Consider the following 16,057-nt stretch of genomic DNA (forward strand, 5'->3'; position numbering starts at 1 on the left):
TTGCTTCATCATCGAAAAGCTCGGCGATTGGTGTCCGGGGATTCTGCCAAATCAGGAAGTCTTTTTCAGATTTTCCCTAGATGTATTAATTGCGTTTGTTACCGCAGCACTGAGGGACAGCAGTGCCGTCAGTACGCCCGTATCTATCGAGACGAGAACTTGAGCTTCGTCGTCGGATTTCAATCGATTGGTGGACGTTTGATGCGCTGCAGACTTGAGATAGTCTGGGTTTTGCAGATGCTCGGGAATCTCTCGAAGCGCGTGGTTTGTCAGGAAATCATGAAGTTCATTCATGTCTGTGAAGCGGGTAGCTTCTAGCAGGCGCGGACTGCCCTTCATTGCACAGCAGATGATTCCGCGCTGGAAGAGCCGGATCCACCGAGTTTGAAAAAATGCCAGAATGGGCTCTGGGAGGTATCTGCTCAGCAATGCGTGGGTATATCGCTTATGGCCTAGTACTCTTGCCATTTCTTCTACATCATAGTCGCGCAGAAAAACTTCTACTCCTGCAGAAGCCCTGAATGCCGTAACTGAAAGCTGAGTGATGAAGCGCTGAGTCGCGCTCTCGCCGCGATTACCCAGCAGCATGAATTCTTCCACCATTCGTTGGTAGAATTTGATTCTTGTATTGTTCAGCCTCATCGATCCTGGCCTGGATGGGGTGGAGATCGCACCACCTGTGTGCAAAAACAAATAACGCCACTGATCGTTACCTGCTCCTTTGAGTTCCTTTCGTAAAATGTCAGTCATGGAGATCATCAGTTGAACCCATTCAGCTTCTTCATCTGACAGAAGGACTTTCCTTTCACTGCTCGGGCCTCCTGCTCGGTCTTTGTATCCAATCAGTTGATATGCTCCTGACTCAGTCTTATTAAAGCCAGTCAGTTGACCTTTTTTATTGAAAAGTTCATAGGAGCAAAGGAATGAATCTGTGATAGTAGGATGTGCATGCGTGAGTAGCATTTGCAGCGCAAATACAGTGTCCATAGTGGGAATGCCTAAAAGATTGAAGGCTTTAACTTTGGAGGCGTCACCGAAAATATCCTTTTTTTTTAGCTTTAGGTATGTGATTCCTCTTTGTACATATGTGCAGCAAATGTTTTCTGGCTCAATCTGCTTAATTGTTGTCGCCGAGCGTCTACCGTCTCTGATTAATGTCCCGTGCTTTGCCATTTCTAGGCAGGCTTCATGACTTTCTTTAGCTAAACTTAGACGATATCGTGCCCACTTCAGAACTAACTCATTATCCTCACGGATTTTTTTAAATAATACCTCAATAGCTTCGCTATCGGTCATATTTAGCGGTACTTCAGTAATCAACTTGACCTTTACAACGGTTCCATCTGATCTTACTCTTGTATTGGTATTGGCACCTGGGCCAGTCTTCGCAATTGGTCTAGGCAGCGCGCCAGAAAAAGGCCGCGCCCAGACACCGGGCTGTAGAAAAGCTTCGTCGATTGAGTAGATGAATTGCGAGTATGCTCGCGTTTTGACATTTATATCGACCTTGTTCTTCACAGCTTGCAGGAAGTCCTGAATCATAAATGCAATGAACAGCCGATTAACTTCCAGCGGATCTTCAAAAGCCGAAACCGGCCATCGTTCGTTATTCGCTGATAGGTAATACAGAAAGCTGTTTAGATGCGCATGGCTTGGATTCAGTTTCTTAGCTGCGTTGTTGCTGTAAAGGTCGTAAATGAGCTCGGCAAATTTGTATCCATGCGAGTTCCACACATGGGCAATGGGAAGGTAAGAGTTATTTCCATTGCGCCCTTGGATCCCCCATCCATTCCAGTAGCGGAGGGCTACAGGATTTAGATCCGGTTTCATTGCATTCCAAATGTGGCCATAGAGCCCCGGCTTCGAATCGGCGCTAGTGAGTTCCGGCAGCAAGGGAATCTCTCGGCGCATTTGGAGAACCAGCTTAACGATGCTTCGTTGGTATTCCCTTCTGGTTGGCAACTCCGCACGCAAGAGCGATGTGTCATCGAAAGCACCGAGAAAACCGTGGATGACCTTCTTAAATTCTGGGCTGGAAAGGAGCAGGTAGCTGATTGGAGTAGCGGTTACGTGGCAGTACACGTCAAAGAGTTGAATGAGATTCTGCGCTTTAGCAACGCGTGAGCCTTTCAAAACCTCAAAGGATCGTTGCATTAGGTCATGCACATCAGGTGGAAGGGCCGTGATGGGGTAGCAGGACAAATACTGCGTCGTCTTGATAATTGTCAAACCGTTTTCCATCGCTTATAGCTCTCGAATACCTTTGATAGCGGTAGTTTTGACATGCCTGACAAGATAATGCAAGTGGCAATCTCATCGAGCGTAGTCTGGATGCCGATCTGGCGCTGGCGTTGAGCCTCAATGGTCGCGCACTGTTTCGCGACGAGCAGCCGCTGAAGATCCTGCTGATGTCGGCGACGCTGGAGGGCGAGCGGCTGTCTAGTCTGCTCGACGAGGCGCCCGTGGTCAGCAGCGAAGGGCGCATGTTTCCGGTAAAGATGCAGTGGGGGCGACCGTTTCAGCCGGGCGAGTTCATCGAACCGCGCGTGGTGCAGACGGTGCTCGATGCCTTGGGCAACGAAAGCGGAAGCCTGCTGGTGTTTCTGCCGGGGCAGGCAGAGATTCGTCGGGTCAACCAACAGTTGGCTGATGCCTTGGGCGAGCGCAGTGACGTGATGCTGTGTCCGCTGCATGGCGAGCTGGATTTGAGTGCTCAGCGCGCGGCCATCGAACCGGCCCCCGCGGGCAAGCGCAAGGTGGTGCTGGCGACCAACATCGCCGAGACCAGCCTGACCATCGATGGCGTACGCGTGGTGATCGACGCCGGGTTGGCGCGGGTGCCGCGTTTCGATCCGGGCAGTGGCATGACGCGGCTCGACACCCAGCGCATCTCCCGCGCCAGCGCCACACAGCGTGCCGGTCGGGCAGGGCGCCTTGAGCCGGGTGTGTGTTATCGCCTGTGGTCCGAAGCGCAGCATGACCAGCTTGCGGCCCATGGCACGGCAGAAATCCTGCAGGCCGACCTCGCGGGGCTGGCGTTGCAGCTGGCGCGGTGGGGCGTTGAGCCTGCGCAACTTGTCTGGCTGGACGCACCACCCGCCGCGGTCTACGCACAGGCGCAGGATCTGCTCGCTCGACTCGGTGCGCTGAGCCGCAAGCCGGGCGAAGCCTGTAAGCTCACACCCCACGGGCAGGCGATGGCAGAAGTGCCAGCCCACCCGCGTATCGCCCATTTGCTGTTGCGCGGTCAGGAGTTGGGACTTGGCGCCCTGGCCTGTGACGTCGCGGCATTGCTGGGCGAACGCGACATTTTGCGCGGCGCGGGCGCGGATCTGCACAGCCGTCTGACGTTACTGGCAGGCACCGAACGCGCAGCCCGTGGCGCCCAGGGCGGGGTACAGCGGGCCAAACAGCTGGCCCGACAATACCGAAGTTATCTGAAAGGCGCGGCAAAGCAGCCGGTGGCCGATCCCGACCATCCACGCTGGCTTGGTGCCTTGCTGGCCCTGGCATACCCCGATCGCGTCGCCCAACGGCGCAAGGCCGGCGGCGCGGAATACCGGCTGGCCAACGGTCGCGCGGCGTTGTTCGCTGAACCCGATGCGCTGATGAAAGAGTCGTGGCTGGTCATCGCCGATCTTGGCAGTCGTCAGGGCCAGCGCGAGGAACGTATTTATCTGGCAGCCGAACTCGATCCGGCGCTGTTCGATTCGGTCCTTGCCGACCAGGTCACGCGGTTCGATCAACTGGACTGGGACGAGCGCGAGGGCGTGTTTCGCGCCGAACGTCAGCGCAAGGCGGGCGAGCTGATCATTAGTCGTGAGCCGCTCTCCGGCCTGGATGACTCTGCTCGCAGTCAGGCGTTGCTGACGCTGGTGCGGCGCAAAGGGCTGGAGCTGCTGCCCTGGACGCCGGAGTTGCGGCAGTGGCAGGCGCGGGTCGGGCTGTTGCGTCAGCTGGATCTACAAAAGCAGGACAGCAGCGAATGGCCGGATGTCAGCAATGACGCCTTGCTCGCCAGCCTTGAACATTGGTTGCTGCCGTATCTGGGCAAGGTCACGCGGCTGAGTCATTTCAGCAATCTGGACCTGTCCTCGATCCTGCACAACCTGCTGCCCTGGCCGCTGCCGCAACGGCTGGATGAACAGGCACCTCATCACTTGAGCGTGCCGTCGGGGTCTTCGGTGCGTCTGGATTACAGCGAACACCCGCCGATTCTGGCGGTTCGCCTGCAGGAGCTGTTCGGCTTGTCCGACACCCCGCGTATCGCGGGCGGGCGGCAGATCGTCAAGCTACACCTGTTGTCTCCTGCGCGCCGGCCGGTGCAGGTGACGCAGGATCTGGCCAATTTCTGGCGCAGCACCTATGCAGAGGTGAAGAAGGATCTCAAGGGGCGCTACCCGAAACACTACTGGCCGGATGATCCGCTGATTGCAGAGCCGACGGCGCGGGTGAAACCTCGTAAATAGCGATGTGTTCGTCTGTAGGGGCGCGCTTGCCCGCGATATTGATCCGGCGGCTACATCATTGTCGTCTGATGGACCCCAATCGTCGGTTTCGGCGCAGAGCAAGCACGCTACTACAGGATTGACCCCTTGCCGCCGCGTCAAGGCGCACTTGGCAACAAAAACCGCGCGATTACCGGCAAATGATCGGAAATCAACAGCGTATCGGCCCGTCGCACCTGCGCATCGACCCGCTTCAACCTTGGGCTGTAGAACAGATAATCCAGCGTGCGATCCGGCCCGTTTACCCGTGGGTCGTTGGGGAAGCGGGTGTACCACTTGCGACGATCCTCACCATTGACGTCGTCGTTGCTGGGGATCATCGGGTATTTTTCCCACAGCGTGTGCAGTTCGCTTTCTGGGGCGTATTGCTCACGTTGTTCGGCAGGCAAGCGCTCATATTGCCCCTGAGGCAGCAGATTGAAATCTCCGCCGCTGATCCACGGCGTTCCGCCTTGCTCGAAGGCGTCGAGCAGTCGTGTCGTCGTAGCCACCTGACGCTGCAAGGTATCGTCGCGGGGACGAAAATCCCCCAGATGTGTGTTCACCACCGCCAGGTGTCCGCCGCCGCGCAGCGGCAAGTAACTCACCAGCAACGCTCGTTTTGGCTCGAATTGGCGGCCGATCAGATTGCCGTCGGGGGAGGGCAGTTGCAGGCGTTCGGCGTTGTCCAGTCGATAGCGACTCAACGTCGCCAGCTTGGTGCCGACGCTGCCATAGATGTGCCGATTGGGGACAAAATCCGATTTCCAGTAAAACGCTTCGGTGCTGCAGGGATACAGATCAGTCACCCGCTCCTGCAGCAGCGCCAGTTGATTGGTGTAGTCGGTGTTCTTTGCGCCGTCGTCCACCTCCTGCAACAGCACGATGTCCGGCTGCTCATCGCGAATCACCCGCGCCACTTCGTCCAGGTTATAGGCGATGTCTTCAGGGGTGGGGCGCTCGTCCGGGCCGCTGCCGTCGGCCATGTCGTACCAGAAGACGTAGCGCTTGCCCGCCAGATACTGGATGTTCCAGGTCATGACTTTGAGCGCCTGACCGGGCACCAGAAGGGGTGGCGCGGCGTCCTTGGCGTTGCAGTTGATCGGCATCCGTTCATGTCTGGCCGGGTGCCAGGTGATGTCGTAAATCAGCCCCGCCGCCAAGGCAAGCAGCAACCCGAGAGCGACGATGTAGCGCAGTGAACGTTGCATCGGCACTCCTCAGGCCGGTCGCGCGGGCTCGTCGATCAGCATGAACAGACGGAACATCACCACGCTGATGAACAGCTGCAGAAAACTGGAGACACTGTCCACCATCAGCGACAACAGCGGGTTCTGCTGATCGGGCAGCACGTAGTAGCTGAGCGCCTCGAGCACCGAGAGTGGGATGTAAACGAACAGCACGCAAGCCAGAATCCGCACCATATGCCCGCGGGTCATATGGAAACTCTCGCGCATTGCATCCAGCGGCCCCAGACCGCGCAGCACTAGCAGGTACTCGGAGAACACCAGTTTGATCATCACCCACACGCCGGGAACGATGAACAGCGACAACCCGGCCATGATCAGCAAGGTGCTCAGGGCCGTCAGCACGGCGAAGGTTGGCCACATGCGCAAGGCTGCGGCCAGCAGATCGCGCTTGGCGGGTGCCTCGCCGCGGGTCTTGGCGCTCAGGAACAGAATCAGCGCACCGGTGTAGAGCGGGTAGAACAACAGGCCGATCAGCAGCTGCCAGCTCGCCGAGCCATCCGGCCCCGATGCGGTGGCCAACAACTGCTTGGTCAGGGCTTCGAGGATCACCAACGGCAGGCACAGCACGACAATGTTGGCGAAATTACGCCGGAAGAAGTAAAGGGAGTCTTGGATGATCGTCAGCGGATTCATGAAAGGGTCACAGGCTAAAGCAGGCGGACACTTTAACGTAGAGCCGCTGGGCGGACCAAATCAGATGGACGATGAGGAGGTTCTTAACTTTTTCTACACTCTATTGAAACGTCCTTGAAACGCCCCATTACTGTTTGTGTCTGACACTGGTCAGCCACAGAATTCCTACGGCAATCTAACGAGGTCGCCATGAACAGCGAAGAACAAACCCTGATCGACGGCTTGTTTGGCAAACTCAAGCAAGCGCAAACCGATTCGGCCCCACGAGACGCCCAGGCCGAGGCGCTGATCAAGGAGCACCTGACCCGTCAGCCCGCCGCGCCTTATTACATGGCGCAGGCGATTTTGGTTCAGGAAGTCGCGGTCAAACAGCTGGAGGCCCAGAGTCGCCAGCGCGACGAGCAGATTCAACAATTGCAGGCCGAACTTCAGCGCGCCAGGGCTCAGGCGCAGCCCGCTGCGCCGCAAAGCAGCGGTGGGTTCCTGTCGAGCATCTTCGGCGGCGGTTCGCGCGAGCCACAGGCGCAACAGCCAGCATCGTCCTTTTCTCGCCCTGCCAGCCCGCAACCTTCCGCCGGCGGCTGGCGTGACAATGGGCCTTCCAGTCCGCCGCCTTACAACGCGCCGCAGCAAGGCAACTATGCCTCGCCGCAGCAGCAGGCGCCCGCAGCTCCGATTGGCAGTGGCTTCCTGGGTGGCGCCCTGAAAACCGCGGCCGGTGTCGCCGGTGGCGTGATGCTGGCCGAAGGCATCAGCAGCCTGTTTCACCACAACAGCCAGCCTCAGGAAATCGTCGAGATCATCGAGCAACAACCGGGTCAGCCGTCGCAGCCTGCCAGCGACAGCGATTTCGGTAGCAACAGCGGCTGGGGTGACGATCAGCAGCGCGTGACCAGCAATGATGGTTGGGGCAACGACGCTGGCGGCTTCGCCGATACCGATTTTGGCAGCGACGACAGCGGCACGTTTGGCGGCGATGATGACGATTCTTATGTCTGATACGTAACGTCTTGCCAGTATCAAGCCTGTGGGAGCGAGCAAGCTCGCTCCCACAGTTGTGTACGCGCCATTTGCACAAATCCAACGCGTCTCTTCAATCCCCTCCCCAAACTGGCATACTGAGCGCCGGTCCGGTTTTCGGACCATCGTCGCTTGTCAGCGCATCGAGGAATCTTGGTGAGAAGAATTGCGGTGTTCGCCGACGTACAGAATCTGTATTACACCGTGCGTCAGGCACACGGTTGTCACTTCAACTATGCCGCGCTGTGGGCGGACATCAGTCGGCGTGGGCAGATCGTCGAGGCTTATGCCTATGCCATCGACCGTGGTGACAGCAAGCAGCAGCAATTCCAGCAGATCCTGCGCAACTTCGGTTTCACCGTCAAACTCAAACCCTACATTCAGCGCAGCGACGGCTCGGCCAAGGGCGACTGGGACGTGGGCATCACCATCGACATCATGGACGTCGCGCCCCATGTCGACGAAGTCGTACTGGCGTCGGGGGATGGCGATTTCGATCTGCTGCTCGAACGCATCATCAGCAAGCATGCCGTCGAGGCCGTGGCCTATGGCGTTCCCGGGCTTACAGCCAATTCGCTGATCCGCGCGGCGAGCCGGTATGTGCCGATCGAGGGTGGGTTGTTGCTCAAAAACTGAGAGCCTTGCGAGTCAGTGCAACCTCTGTGGGCGTGAGCTTGCTCACGAAGGCTGATCTCCAGAACCAACATCTGCTGTGGATGTACTGGCCCCTTGTGAGCAAGCCCATTCCCACAGAAAATTTTCATCGTCAAAGGTTTTTCCATGCACGAACGCATCGCCGTCATCGACTTCGAAACCACCGGCATATCCCCCGGTAGCGGCTGCCGCGCTACCGAAATCGCCGTGGTGATCATGGAGCAGGGCGTCATCGTCGAGCGCTATCAGAGCCTGATGAACGCAGGTGTGCGCATTCCGTCGTTCATCGAGTCGCTCACCGGCATCAGCAACAGCATGCTGCGCACCGCGCCACCCGCCGAGCGCGTGATGAACGAGGTAGCAGAGTTCGTCGGCCTGACGCCGCTGGTGGCGCACAACGCATCTTTCGACCAGAAGTTCTGGGATTACGAGTTGTCGCGCGTCAAACGCAATCGTCAGCAGAGCTTTGCCTGTTCAATGCTGCTGGCGCGACGGCTGATGCCCAGCGCACCGAATCACAAGCTTGGTACGCTGACTTCCTGGGCAGGGCTGCCGCACACCGGCAAGGCTCACCGAGCGATGGCGGACGCCGAAATGGCCGCCAATCTCACGGTGCATCTGAGTCACGAACTGCGCAATACCCATGGCATTGCCGGGGTTTCTCATCAGTTGCTCTGCACATTGCAGAAGGTCCCGGCAAAAAAGATCGCCGAGGCGATCAGCAAACATCGCGGGACTTGATGCGCTGTCTGCCTCGCCGAAAAAGTGTACGGGTCGAATAAGCCTCATTTGTTACTAATCCTGTGCGCTCGACTTTCCTAGAATAACGCTCCAAAAAATCCGGTTGCCGACCCTGCCAAGGGGCGACCACAGAACAAAAGTCGAGCCTTTCATGCCTGCTTCTCGCCGCTTTCCCCTGCTGCTCATCGGGGCCTTTTTCGCGCTTTACGTAATTTGGGGGTCGACTTACCTGGCCATCCGGATCGGTATCGAAACCTGGCCTCCGCTGATGATGGCGGGGGTTCGCTTCCTCATTGCCGGTGCGATCCTGTTTGCGTTCATGCGTTTTCGCGGGGCGCCAATGCCCAGCTGGCAGCAGTGGAAGGCAGCGGGGATGATCGGCTTCCTGCTGCTGGCCTGTGGCAACGGTGCGGTGACCCTGGCTGAACATGCAGGCGTCGCCTCTGGCGTCGCCGCGCTGGCGGTTGCCGTGGTCCCACTGTTTACCCTCTTGTTCGGTCTGATGTGGGGGCATCGCAATACTCGCCTGGAGTGGGCTGGGATTGTGCTCGGCCTGATCGGCATCGCGCTGCTCAATCTGGGCTCGAACCTGCAAACCAGCCCCATGGGCGCGGTGTTGGTGATCTGCGCAGCGGCAGCCTGGTCATTCGGCTCAGTCTGGAGCCGCTACCTACCGTTGCCACCCGGCCCCATGGCCAGCGCCTGCGAAATGCTGGTGGCCGGGGCGATGATGCTGGTCGGCAGCTATTCAGCGGCGAGCGCATGACGCAATCGCCGGGCCTCTCCGGCTGGCTGGTGATGGCCTATCTGGTGGTGTTCGGCTCCATCGTCGCATTCAGCGCTTATATGTATTTGCTGAAAAACGTGCGCCCCGCAGCGGCCACCAGCTACGCCTACGTCAACCCGGCAGTGGCCGTGATGCTGGGCGTGCTCTTCGCTGACGAACACATCGGCCAGGCAGAAGCAGCGGCCATGGCGGTGATCATCAGTGCCGTGGTGCTGATCGGCCTGCCGCAGTGGCGCAAGCAGAAACCTTTGCAGAAAGGGTAAACTGCGCGCCATCGTCTCTCCACAGACGCTTATGCGCTGACTTTTTTCCAACGGTATCCCCATGACATTCGCCTCTCTCGGCCTGATCGAACCCCTGCTGCGTGCCCTCGAAGCGCTCGGCTACCAGACGCCAACCCCCGTTCAGGCCAAGGCGATCCCGCCTGTGCTGGAAGGTCGCGACCTGATGGCAGCCGCCCAGACCGGCACTGGCAAGACCGCAGGTTTCGCCCTGCCGCTGCTGCAGCGTCTGACCATGGAAGGCCCGAAAGTCGTCGCCAATTCGGTGCGCGCGCTGGTGCTGGTGCCGACCCGCGAGCTGGCGGAGCAGGTTCATGAGGCGATTCGCCAATACGCCGAACACCTGCCACTCACGACCTACGCAGTCTACGGCGGCGTCAGCATCAACCCGCAAATGATGAAGCTGCGTCGTGGCGTCGATGTGCTGGTGGCGACGCCGGGTCGTCTGCTCGACCTGCATCGTCAGAACGCAGTGAAATTTTCCCAGGTCCAGACGCTGATTCTCGACGAAGCGGATCGCATGCTTGATCTGGGTTTTTCCGAAGAGCTGCGCGACATCTATGCTGCGCTGCCGAAGCGTCGTCAGACCCTGCTGTTCTCCGCGACTTTCTCTGACTCGATCCGCGCGCTGGCCGGGCAGATGCTCGACAACCCGCTGAGTATCGAAGTCAGCCCGCGCAACATCGCGGCGTCATCGGTGAAGCAGTGGGTGGTGACGGTCGACAAAAAGCGCAAGAGCGAGTTGTTCATCCATCTGCTGAAAAAGCAGCGCTGGAGCCAGGTCCTGGTATTCGCCAAGACCCGTGTGGGCGTCGATCAGCTCGTGGATCGTCTGCAGGGCCTGAGCATCAACGCCGACGGTATCCACGGCGACAAGCCTCAGGCCACTCGCCAGCGTGCGCTGGATCGTTTCAAGGCCGGAGAGGTGCAGATCCTCGTGGCGACCGACGTCGCGGCTCGCGGCCTGGATATCGACGACCTGCCGACCGTGGTCAACCTTGATCTGCCGATCGTCGCGGAAGATTACGTGCATCGCATCGGTCGCACCGGTCGGGCAGGGCAGACTGGCGAGGCGATTTCGTTGGTGTGTGCCGACGAGGTGGAACTGCTCAGCGCCATCGAGGTGCTGACCCGCCAGACCCTGCAGCGCAGGGAAGAGCCGGACTTCATCCCTGAGCACCGCGTACCAGCCACCGATGCCAGCGGGCAGATTCTGAAGAAACCGAAAAAGCCGAAGAAACAGAAAACCGGCGGCGGTGGAAAGCGCAATCTGGGCAAGTGGGTCGACAGCGGCGAAACCGTGGCCGAAGCGCCAGCCGCGAAGCCGGTGAGAAAAGTCCCCGCGTTCAATACCGGACCGCGCAAGCGCAAGCCTTGAAGGCAACGATTCGTTCGTGATGTCCGGGTGCTCGGACATCACTGGCTTCCTATAGCCGTACGGCTTGCCGGTAGTGGCGATTGAACCGGCGCCGCCGGCAAGCCGTGTTGCTAAAGGTGAAACTCAACGCTTGTTCAAAATGTCCTGATAAAGCGTCGCATAGGACCGCACCATCTTCTCTGCCGTGAACACTTCTTCATAACGCTGAGCGGCCTTGACGCCCATCCGGCTGGCCAGATCCCGATCATTCCACAGCCTGGTCATGGCCGCGGCCAGCGCATTCGAGTCGCGCGGCGGCACGACCAAACCGGTTTCGTCAGCGATATTGATGAACGTCGTGCCGCTGCCCATCTCGCAGGAAATCATCGGCTTGCCGTACATGGCACCTTCCAGCAGCGAAATGCCGAAGGATTCCGAGCGCAGGTGCGACGGGAATACAAAGGCTTCGCAGAGCGTGAGCAGGGCATTCTTGTCTTCGTCGGCCAGGCCGCCGAGGAAGGTCACGTTGTTCAGCCCTAGCGCCCTGGCCTTGGCTTTCAATTGGGGCTCCTCATATCCGCCACCCATGATCACCACCGGCAGTTTCGTCAGGTGCGCGGCTTCGAGCAGGAAGTCCAGGCCCTTGTAGTAGCGCAAAGCGCCGACGAACAGGAAAAAGCGCTCACCCAATTGCTGTTTCCAGTGCGCCAGCTTCGACGGCGATGGAGCAGGATAGGTCGCCCGGTCGAGCCCGTAAGGAATGATCTCGACCTTGTCTTTGAAGCGCGTCAGCACATCACTGCTCGCCGCATAGTTGGGCGACGACGCCACGATCCGGTCGACGCTGCCGAGGAACCGGTTCATCAGCGGCGTGTACGGCTTGAGCAGGGTTTTCTGCTTGACGATGTCCGAGTGGTAGCTCACCAGCGACGGTTTTTTCTGGCGAGTCGCAAAATGCGCCACATCCATGTACGGCCACGGAAAGTGGTAATGCACGATGTCGACCTGGGCGGCGAGCTGCTTGAAATCCCGAATACCGGACAACGACAGCCCGGTCGAGGCGATGTACAGGTCTTGCCGGGAGCGGTGCGTGATGTGGTTGCCCACTGTCTGGTTACGCGCCGAGCCGTTGGCGCTCAGGTACAGCACCTGCGGCTCTATGCCGTATGCCGCGCTGCCTTGGGCCAATTGAAAGATGACTTGCTCGATTCCGCCACCGGGTGTTTCCGGGAAGTAGGTTTTGAAGAAATGTAGAACTTTAATCATCAGGGTTCTCTGACGAAACGATAACGTCCGCTGTTCTCGCGAAATGCGTTGGCGTATTGATCGATGATTTGGGGCGTAAACGATATAGGAAGAACCCGAAAAGCCTATGGGCCTTTCGGGTTGGGTGCGCAGTATCAGACTTCGCTTAGCATCCAGCCAAGCGTTTCCGTCAGGTCAGGCGTCTCCCATCCTGGGACCAGCGACTTCAACCGGCGATTGTCTCCGCAGAGCGTTTTCACTTCGTTGGCACGAACGAAAGCAGGGTTCACTTCCACTGTCAGATCGTGTCCGGTAATAGCGCGGCACATGTCGATCACTTCTCGCAGGGAGTGGGTTTTGCCCGAACTCACATTGACGAATTGACCAAAGGGCTTCGCTTCCAGCAGGCCGCGATAAGCTGCGACCAGCGAGCGAACGTCGCTAAAATCTCGCCAGACATCCAGGTTACCCAACTCGATCTTCTCCGCCCTCTCGCGAAAGTGCTTGACGATTTTGGGCAGCAGGAAGTTGTCTGCCTGTCCAACGCCGGTGTAGTTGAAAGGACGGGCGATGATGATAGGCAGTTTACCGAACCACAGACTTGCCATGTACTCCATGGCAAGCTTACTGGCGGCATAATCGTTGGCGGGCGCAGGAGGCGTGCTTTCATTCAACAGTCCCTCTGACGTATTGCCGTACACGTTTGCGCTGCTGGCGAGCAGAACGCTTTCTGGAGTCTTACCGCAGTTCGCGATCGCCTCCAGCAGATTACGCGTACCGATCAAGTTGACCTGATAGAACGCATCAGCTGCTCCGTGACCCACGAATGCGAGGGCCGCGAGATGCACGACGATGTCGGGCTGAATATTTGCCAGTAGCGAGCTCAGGCCCACCGGATCGGTGAGATCGGCCTGATGGTAATTGGATTCATTGGATGGCTGACTGCCCAAACCAACGACCTCGCAGCCTTGGGCTGCAAGCTCGGCGGCCATGTAACGCCCAGTGAAACCTTGAATCCCCGTTATCAGCGCACGCTTACCGGCAATACTCATCAGAAGGAAAATCCTTTTTCGTTCCGGCGCAGATCGGCTTCGACCATCATGCGGCACAGCTCTTCCAGATTGGTCTTAGGCTCCCAGCCCAGGACTTGCTTGGCCTTCAACGGGTTGCCGATCAGCAGATCAACTTCGGTCGGGCGGTAGAACTTCGGATTCACCGAAACCAGGACCTTGCCGGTGGCGGCGCAAGTACCTTTCTCTTCTTCAGCTTCCCCGCTCCAGTTGATAGTGATATCCACTGCCTTGAATGCCATGGTGACGAAGTCACGAACGGTCTCGGTGCGGTTGGTAGCCAAAACGAAGGTGTCAGGCTCGTCTGCCTGTAGCATGCGCCACATACCTTCGACGTACTCTTTCGCAAAACCCCAGTCACGTTTGGCGTCCATGTTGCCCAGTTCAAGACTGTCCTGCAGACCCAGTTTGATCTTGGCCACAGTGTCGGTGATCTTGCGCGTCACGAACTCACGACCGCGCAATGGCGATTCGTGGTTGAACAGGATGCCACTGGTCGCGAAGATGCCGTAGGACTCGCGATAGTTGATGGTCATCCAGTGCGCATAAAGCTTGGCTACGCCGTAAGGACTACGCGGGTAGAACGGCGTGCTTTCGACTTGCGGGATCGCCTGGACCTTACCGAACATCTCGGAGGTCGACGCCTGATAGAAGCGAACCTTCGGGTTAACGATGCGGATGGCTTCCAGCAGGTTCACTGCGCCCAGACCGGTGATCTCGGCAGTGGTCAGCGGTTGCTCGAAGGAAACACCCACGAAACTCTGTGCTGCCAAATTGTAAACTTCTGTTGCTTCAGTGGTTTGTAGCAGACGAATGCTGGCCGACAGATCGGTCAGGTCGTACTCAACCAGATGCAGGTTAGGGTTGTTTTGGATACCCAGTTCTTCGATCCGCCAGAAATTGACAGAACTGGTACGACGATAGGTGCCATAGACGGTGTAGCCCTTGGTAAGCAGCAATTCAGCTAGGTAGGCGCCGTCTTGACCAGTGATGCCAGTAACGATTGCTTTCATGCGAATCCCTTGAACCCCATATTGGTGCTGCTTCAGCACGTGTTAAGTGAATTACTTTGGCAGGCTGCATGTTACAACGGTGAGGGCGACGCACCAAGCGCTCAGATGTGCCTGTAACGGTGCTGTACCCTCACACCGTCCCTCGCTTCAGGGCGATTGAGGGCTCTGCGACAGACGAAAAACCCCCCGAAATTTTGTCAGCATGCGCGTGAATGCACGCCGATAAAAACTCTTCCTGAACTCGAATGCATGCGCTAATAGCCATACCGTGGCAAGCATAAGTATATATACAATCGCTCTACTAGTGAGGTCGTAGCCGTCAGATGATCGTCCAGCGATAGCGCGGAAAAAAATTATTAATGGGTAATGGAATATGTAAAGGCTAAAAGTATAGCTGGCAAGGAGATTGATTGTGTGGGCCACACGTTCGGTATTCAGGGTTGAGAGCAAGCGGGGTGAATGGTAAGCAGCGTATAGGTGGATAGAAAAAAGAATGGTTAGAATATAACCCCATCCAAAATTTGCGGCGCCTTCCAATCCTTCTCCCCGTAATGATTCTAGCTGACTGCCGATATAATAGTATGACCAATCCCGAGGGGAATTAAGCTGAATTAAAAGATAGGTAATCGCAGGAGCGAAGAATGCTAAGGTCATTACATTAGAGCTAGCGAGGCGTCTATTAGAAAGATGGTAGCAAATTGAGCCAGCGAGCCAAATTGGTAGTAGAATTAGGAGCTTAGGTCCAGCTATCAGCAAGAGTAAGACTACCGAGCTGGTTCTATACCAGCCTCTGCAGAAATAAATTATTCCAAAGAAGACATAGCACCACACCTCAAATGTGAGACTCCAGTATGGGCCATTTCCGAATGGCGTTATATGAAGCCACCACACCTCACCCAAAAACATAAAAGACATTGCGGCATGGAGTAGGATTGAATCCAGTTGAAAAGCATCTGGGTAGAGGTCTGGCCGTAACCACGCTCCCAATAACATTAGAAGCAAAGAAAGTATTACTGAAGCCATGCCAGTTGGAAGTATTCTCGCTGCTCTGCTAGATATAAAAGAGACAGGGTTGGATTCTCGTTCAGCAGTTGCATATGTGATCACGTAGCCTGAGAGTACAAAGAACACTATGACGGCATCGTAGGCGATATTGAATCGGTTGGTTATGTCACCCTGCCAAGATGCGATGGGGTAATGCGATAACACCACCACGGCGGCTATAACCCGTATCAGATCAAGATAAACCGAGAAGTGATTCGGAAAGGGGGGCTTCATGGCGCTCATACCTGTCTTTATTATATAAATGGCGACTTTATTTTGCGCAGTCTAGACCCACCGCCCGCGCGGGGTCAGCATTTATTATTCGTCGCTAGCCGAAGGGCGTTTCGTAGGCAGTAGCCCACTTAAAGCGACAGGTCAGCGGAGTGGCTCAGTGCTGCTAGGTTTTGTACGAAAAGTATTGCCGCATACAACGTAGGCTGCAGGCCAGCGTGACCATGGCTGCGTAGCTCTTGGC

General features: G+C 57.2%; 11 protein-coding genes and 2 pseudogenes. 6 read left to right on the forward strand and 7 right to left on the reverse strand.

Going from position 1 to position 16,057, the window contains the following annotated elements; all coding sequences use genetic code 11:
• Positions 1-51: 51 nt before the first annotated feature.
• Positions 52-2,241 (reverse strand): hypothetical protein, encoded by a 2,190-nt coding sequence (locus CE491_RS01225; protein ID WP_110946557.1) that lies wholly within the window; start codon positions 2,239-2,241, stop codon positions 52-54.
• Between the two features lie 77 nt (positions 2,242-2,318).
• Here CE491_RS01225 and hrpB point away from each other — a divergent pair.
• Positions 2,319-4,469: pseudogene (gene hrpB / locus CE491_RS01230) on the forward strand (ATP-dependent helicase HrpB); the annotation flags it as partial.
• 137 nt (positions 4,470-4,606) lie between these two features.
• On the opposite strand, the gene CE491_RS01235 reads toward hrpB, so the two are convergent.
• Together CE491_RS01235 and CE491_RS01240 are read right to left on the reverse strand one after the other, a co-directional pair.
• A complete protein-coding gene (locus CE491_RS01235; protein WP_110946558.1) occupies positions 4,607-5,698 on the reverse strand; it encodes an endonuclease/exonuclease/phosphatase family protein in 1,092 nt (363 codons plus the stop codon).
• 9 nt (positions 5,699-5,707) lie between these two features.
• Positions 5,708-6,370, reverse strand: coding sequence for a YciC family protein (locus tag CE491_RS01240; RefSeq protein WP_110946559.1), 663 nt, complete (start codon positions 6,368-6,370; stop codon positions 5,708-5,710).
• A gap of 189 nt (positions 6,371-6,559) precedes the next feature.
• Here CE491_RS01240 and CE491_RS01245 point away from each other — a divergent pair, with 189 nt between their 5' ends.
• The 5 genes and pseudogenes from CE491_RS01245 (at position 6,560) to CE491_RS01265 (ending at position 11,231) form a co-directional block, all read left to right on the forward strand.
• The gene (locus CE491_RS01245; RefSeq protein ID WP_110946560.1) at positions 6,560-7,369 is read left to right on the forward strand and encodes a DUF2076 domain-containing protein; all 810 of its coding nucleotides are present in this window, start codon (positions 6,560-6,562) and stop codon (positions 7,367-7,369) included.
• Positions 7,370-7,546: 177 nt separating this feature from the next.
• Entirely contained in the window at positions 7,547-8,026 is a 480-nt protein-coding gene (locus CE491_RS01250) for a LabA-like NYN domain-containing protein (protein ID WP_110946561.1), read from the forward strand.
• A gap of 144 nt (positions 8,027-8,170) precedes the next feature.
• Complete coding sequence (locus CE491_RS01255) at positions 8,171-8,785, forward strand: 3'-5' exonuclease (protein ID WP_110946562.1); 615 nt, start codon at positions 8,171-8,173, stop codon at positions 8,783-8,785.
• Positions 8,786-8,936: 151 nt separating this feature from the next.
• Positions 8,937-9,835 (forward strand): annotated as a pseudogene (gene yedA / locus CE491_RS01260) (drug/metabolite exporter YedA).
• Between the two features lie 61 nt (positions 9,836-9,896).
• Complete coding sequence (locus CE491_RS01265) at positions 9,897-11,231, forward strand: DEAD/DEAH box helicase (protein ID WP_110946563.1); 1,335 nt, start codon at positions 9,897-9,899, stop codon at positions 11,229-11,231.
• 123 nt (positions 11,232-11,354) lie between these two features.
• Here CE491_RS01265 and CE491_RS01270 read toward each other — a convergent pair whose 3' ends face one another.
• The 4 genes from CE491_RS01270 to CE491_RS31115 all read right to left on the reverse strand — a co-directional run bounded on the left by CE491_RS01270 (position 11,355) and on the right by CE491_RS31115 (position 15,825).
• Positions 11,355-12,476 carry a glycosyltransferase family 4 protein gene (locus CE491_RS01270; RefSeq protein WP_110946564.1) on the reverse strand — a complete coding sequence of 374 codons (1,122 nt, stop codon included), beginning with the start codon at positions 12,474-12,476 and terminating at the stop codon, positions 11,355-11,357.
• A 134-nt stretch (positions 12,477-12,610) separates the two neighbouring features.
• Entirely contained in the window at positions 12,611-13,507 is an 897-nt protein-coding gene (locus CE491_RS01275) for a GDP-mannose 4,6-dehydratase (protein WP_110946565.1), read from the reverse strand.
• Positions 13,507-14,538: a GDP-mannose 4,6-dehydratase gene (gene gmd, locus CE491_RS01280; protein ID WP_110946566.1), complete on the reverse strand. Its 1,032-nt coding sequence runs from the start codon at positions 14,536-14,538 to the stop codon at positions 13,507-13,509. The genes CE491_RS01275 and gmd overlap by 1 nt, the downstream gene beginning before the upstream one ends.
• A gap of 147 nt (positions 14,539-14,685) precedes the next feature.
• Entirely contained in the window at positions 14,686-15,825 is a 1,140-nt protein-coding gene (locus CE491_RS31115; RefSeq protein ID WP_110946567.1) for an acyltransferase family protein, read from the reverse strand.
• Between the last annotated feature and the right edge of the window lie 232 nt (positions 15,826-16,057).

This window comes from Pseudomonas bohemica, from assembly GCF_002934685.1.
Taxonomy (GTDB): domain Bacteria; phylum Pseudomonadota; class Gammaproteobacteria; order Pseudomonadales; family Pseudomonadaceae; genus Aquipseudomonas; species Aquipseudomonas bohemica.

What these genes read in the sequence shown, in the direction of transcription:
- CE491_RS01225 (WP_110946557.1), bottom strand. Translation starts at nt 2,241, where the DNA reads ATGGAAAACGGTTTGACAATTATCAAGACGACGCAGTATTTGTCCTGC.
- CE491_RS01235 (WP_110946558.1), bottom strand. Translation starts at nt 5,698, where the DNA reads ATGCAACGTTCACTGCGCTACATCGTCGCTCTCGGGTTGCTGCTTGCC.
- CE491_RS01240 (WP_110946559.1), bottom strand. Translation starts at nt 6,370, where the DNA reads ATGAATCCGCTGACGATCATCCAAGACTCCCTTTACTTCTTCCGGCGT.
- CE491_RS01245 (WP_110946560.1), top strand. Translation starts at nt 6,560, where the DNA reads ATGAACAGCGAAGAACAAACCCTGATCGACGGCTTGTTTGGCAAACTC.
- CE491_RS01255 (WP_110946562.1), top strand. Translation starts at nt 8,171, where the DNA reads ATGCACGAACGCATCGCCGTCATCGACTTCGAAACCACCGGCATATCC.
- CE491_RS01265 (WP_110946563.1), top strand. Translation starts at nt 9,897, where the DNA reads ATGACATTCGCCTCTCTCGGCCTGATCGAACCCCTGCTGCGTGCCCTC.
- CE491_RS01270 (WP_110946564.1), bottom strand. Translation starts at nt 12,476, where the DNA reads ATGATTAAAGTTCTACATTTCTTCAAAACCTACTTCCCGGAAACACCC.
- CE491_RS01275 (WP_110946565.1), bottom strand. Translation starts at nt 13,507, where the DNA reads ATGAGTATTGCCGGTAAGCGTGCGCTGATAACGGGGATTCAAGGTTTC.
- gmd (WP_110946566.1), bottom strand. Translation starts at nt 14,538, where the DNA reads ATGAAAGCAATCGTTACTGGCATCACTGGTCAAGACGGCGCCTACCTA.
- CE491_RS31115 (WP_110946567.1), bottom strand. Translation starts at nt 15,825, where the DNA reads ATGAGCGCCATGAAGCCCCCCTTTCCGAATCACTTCTCGGTTTATCTT.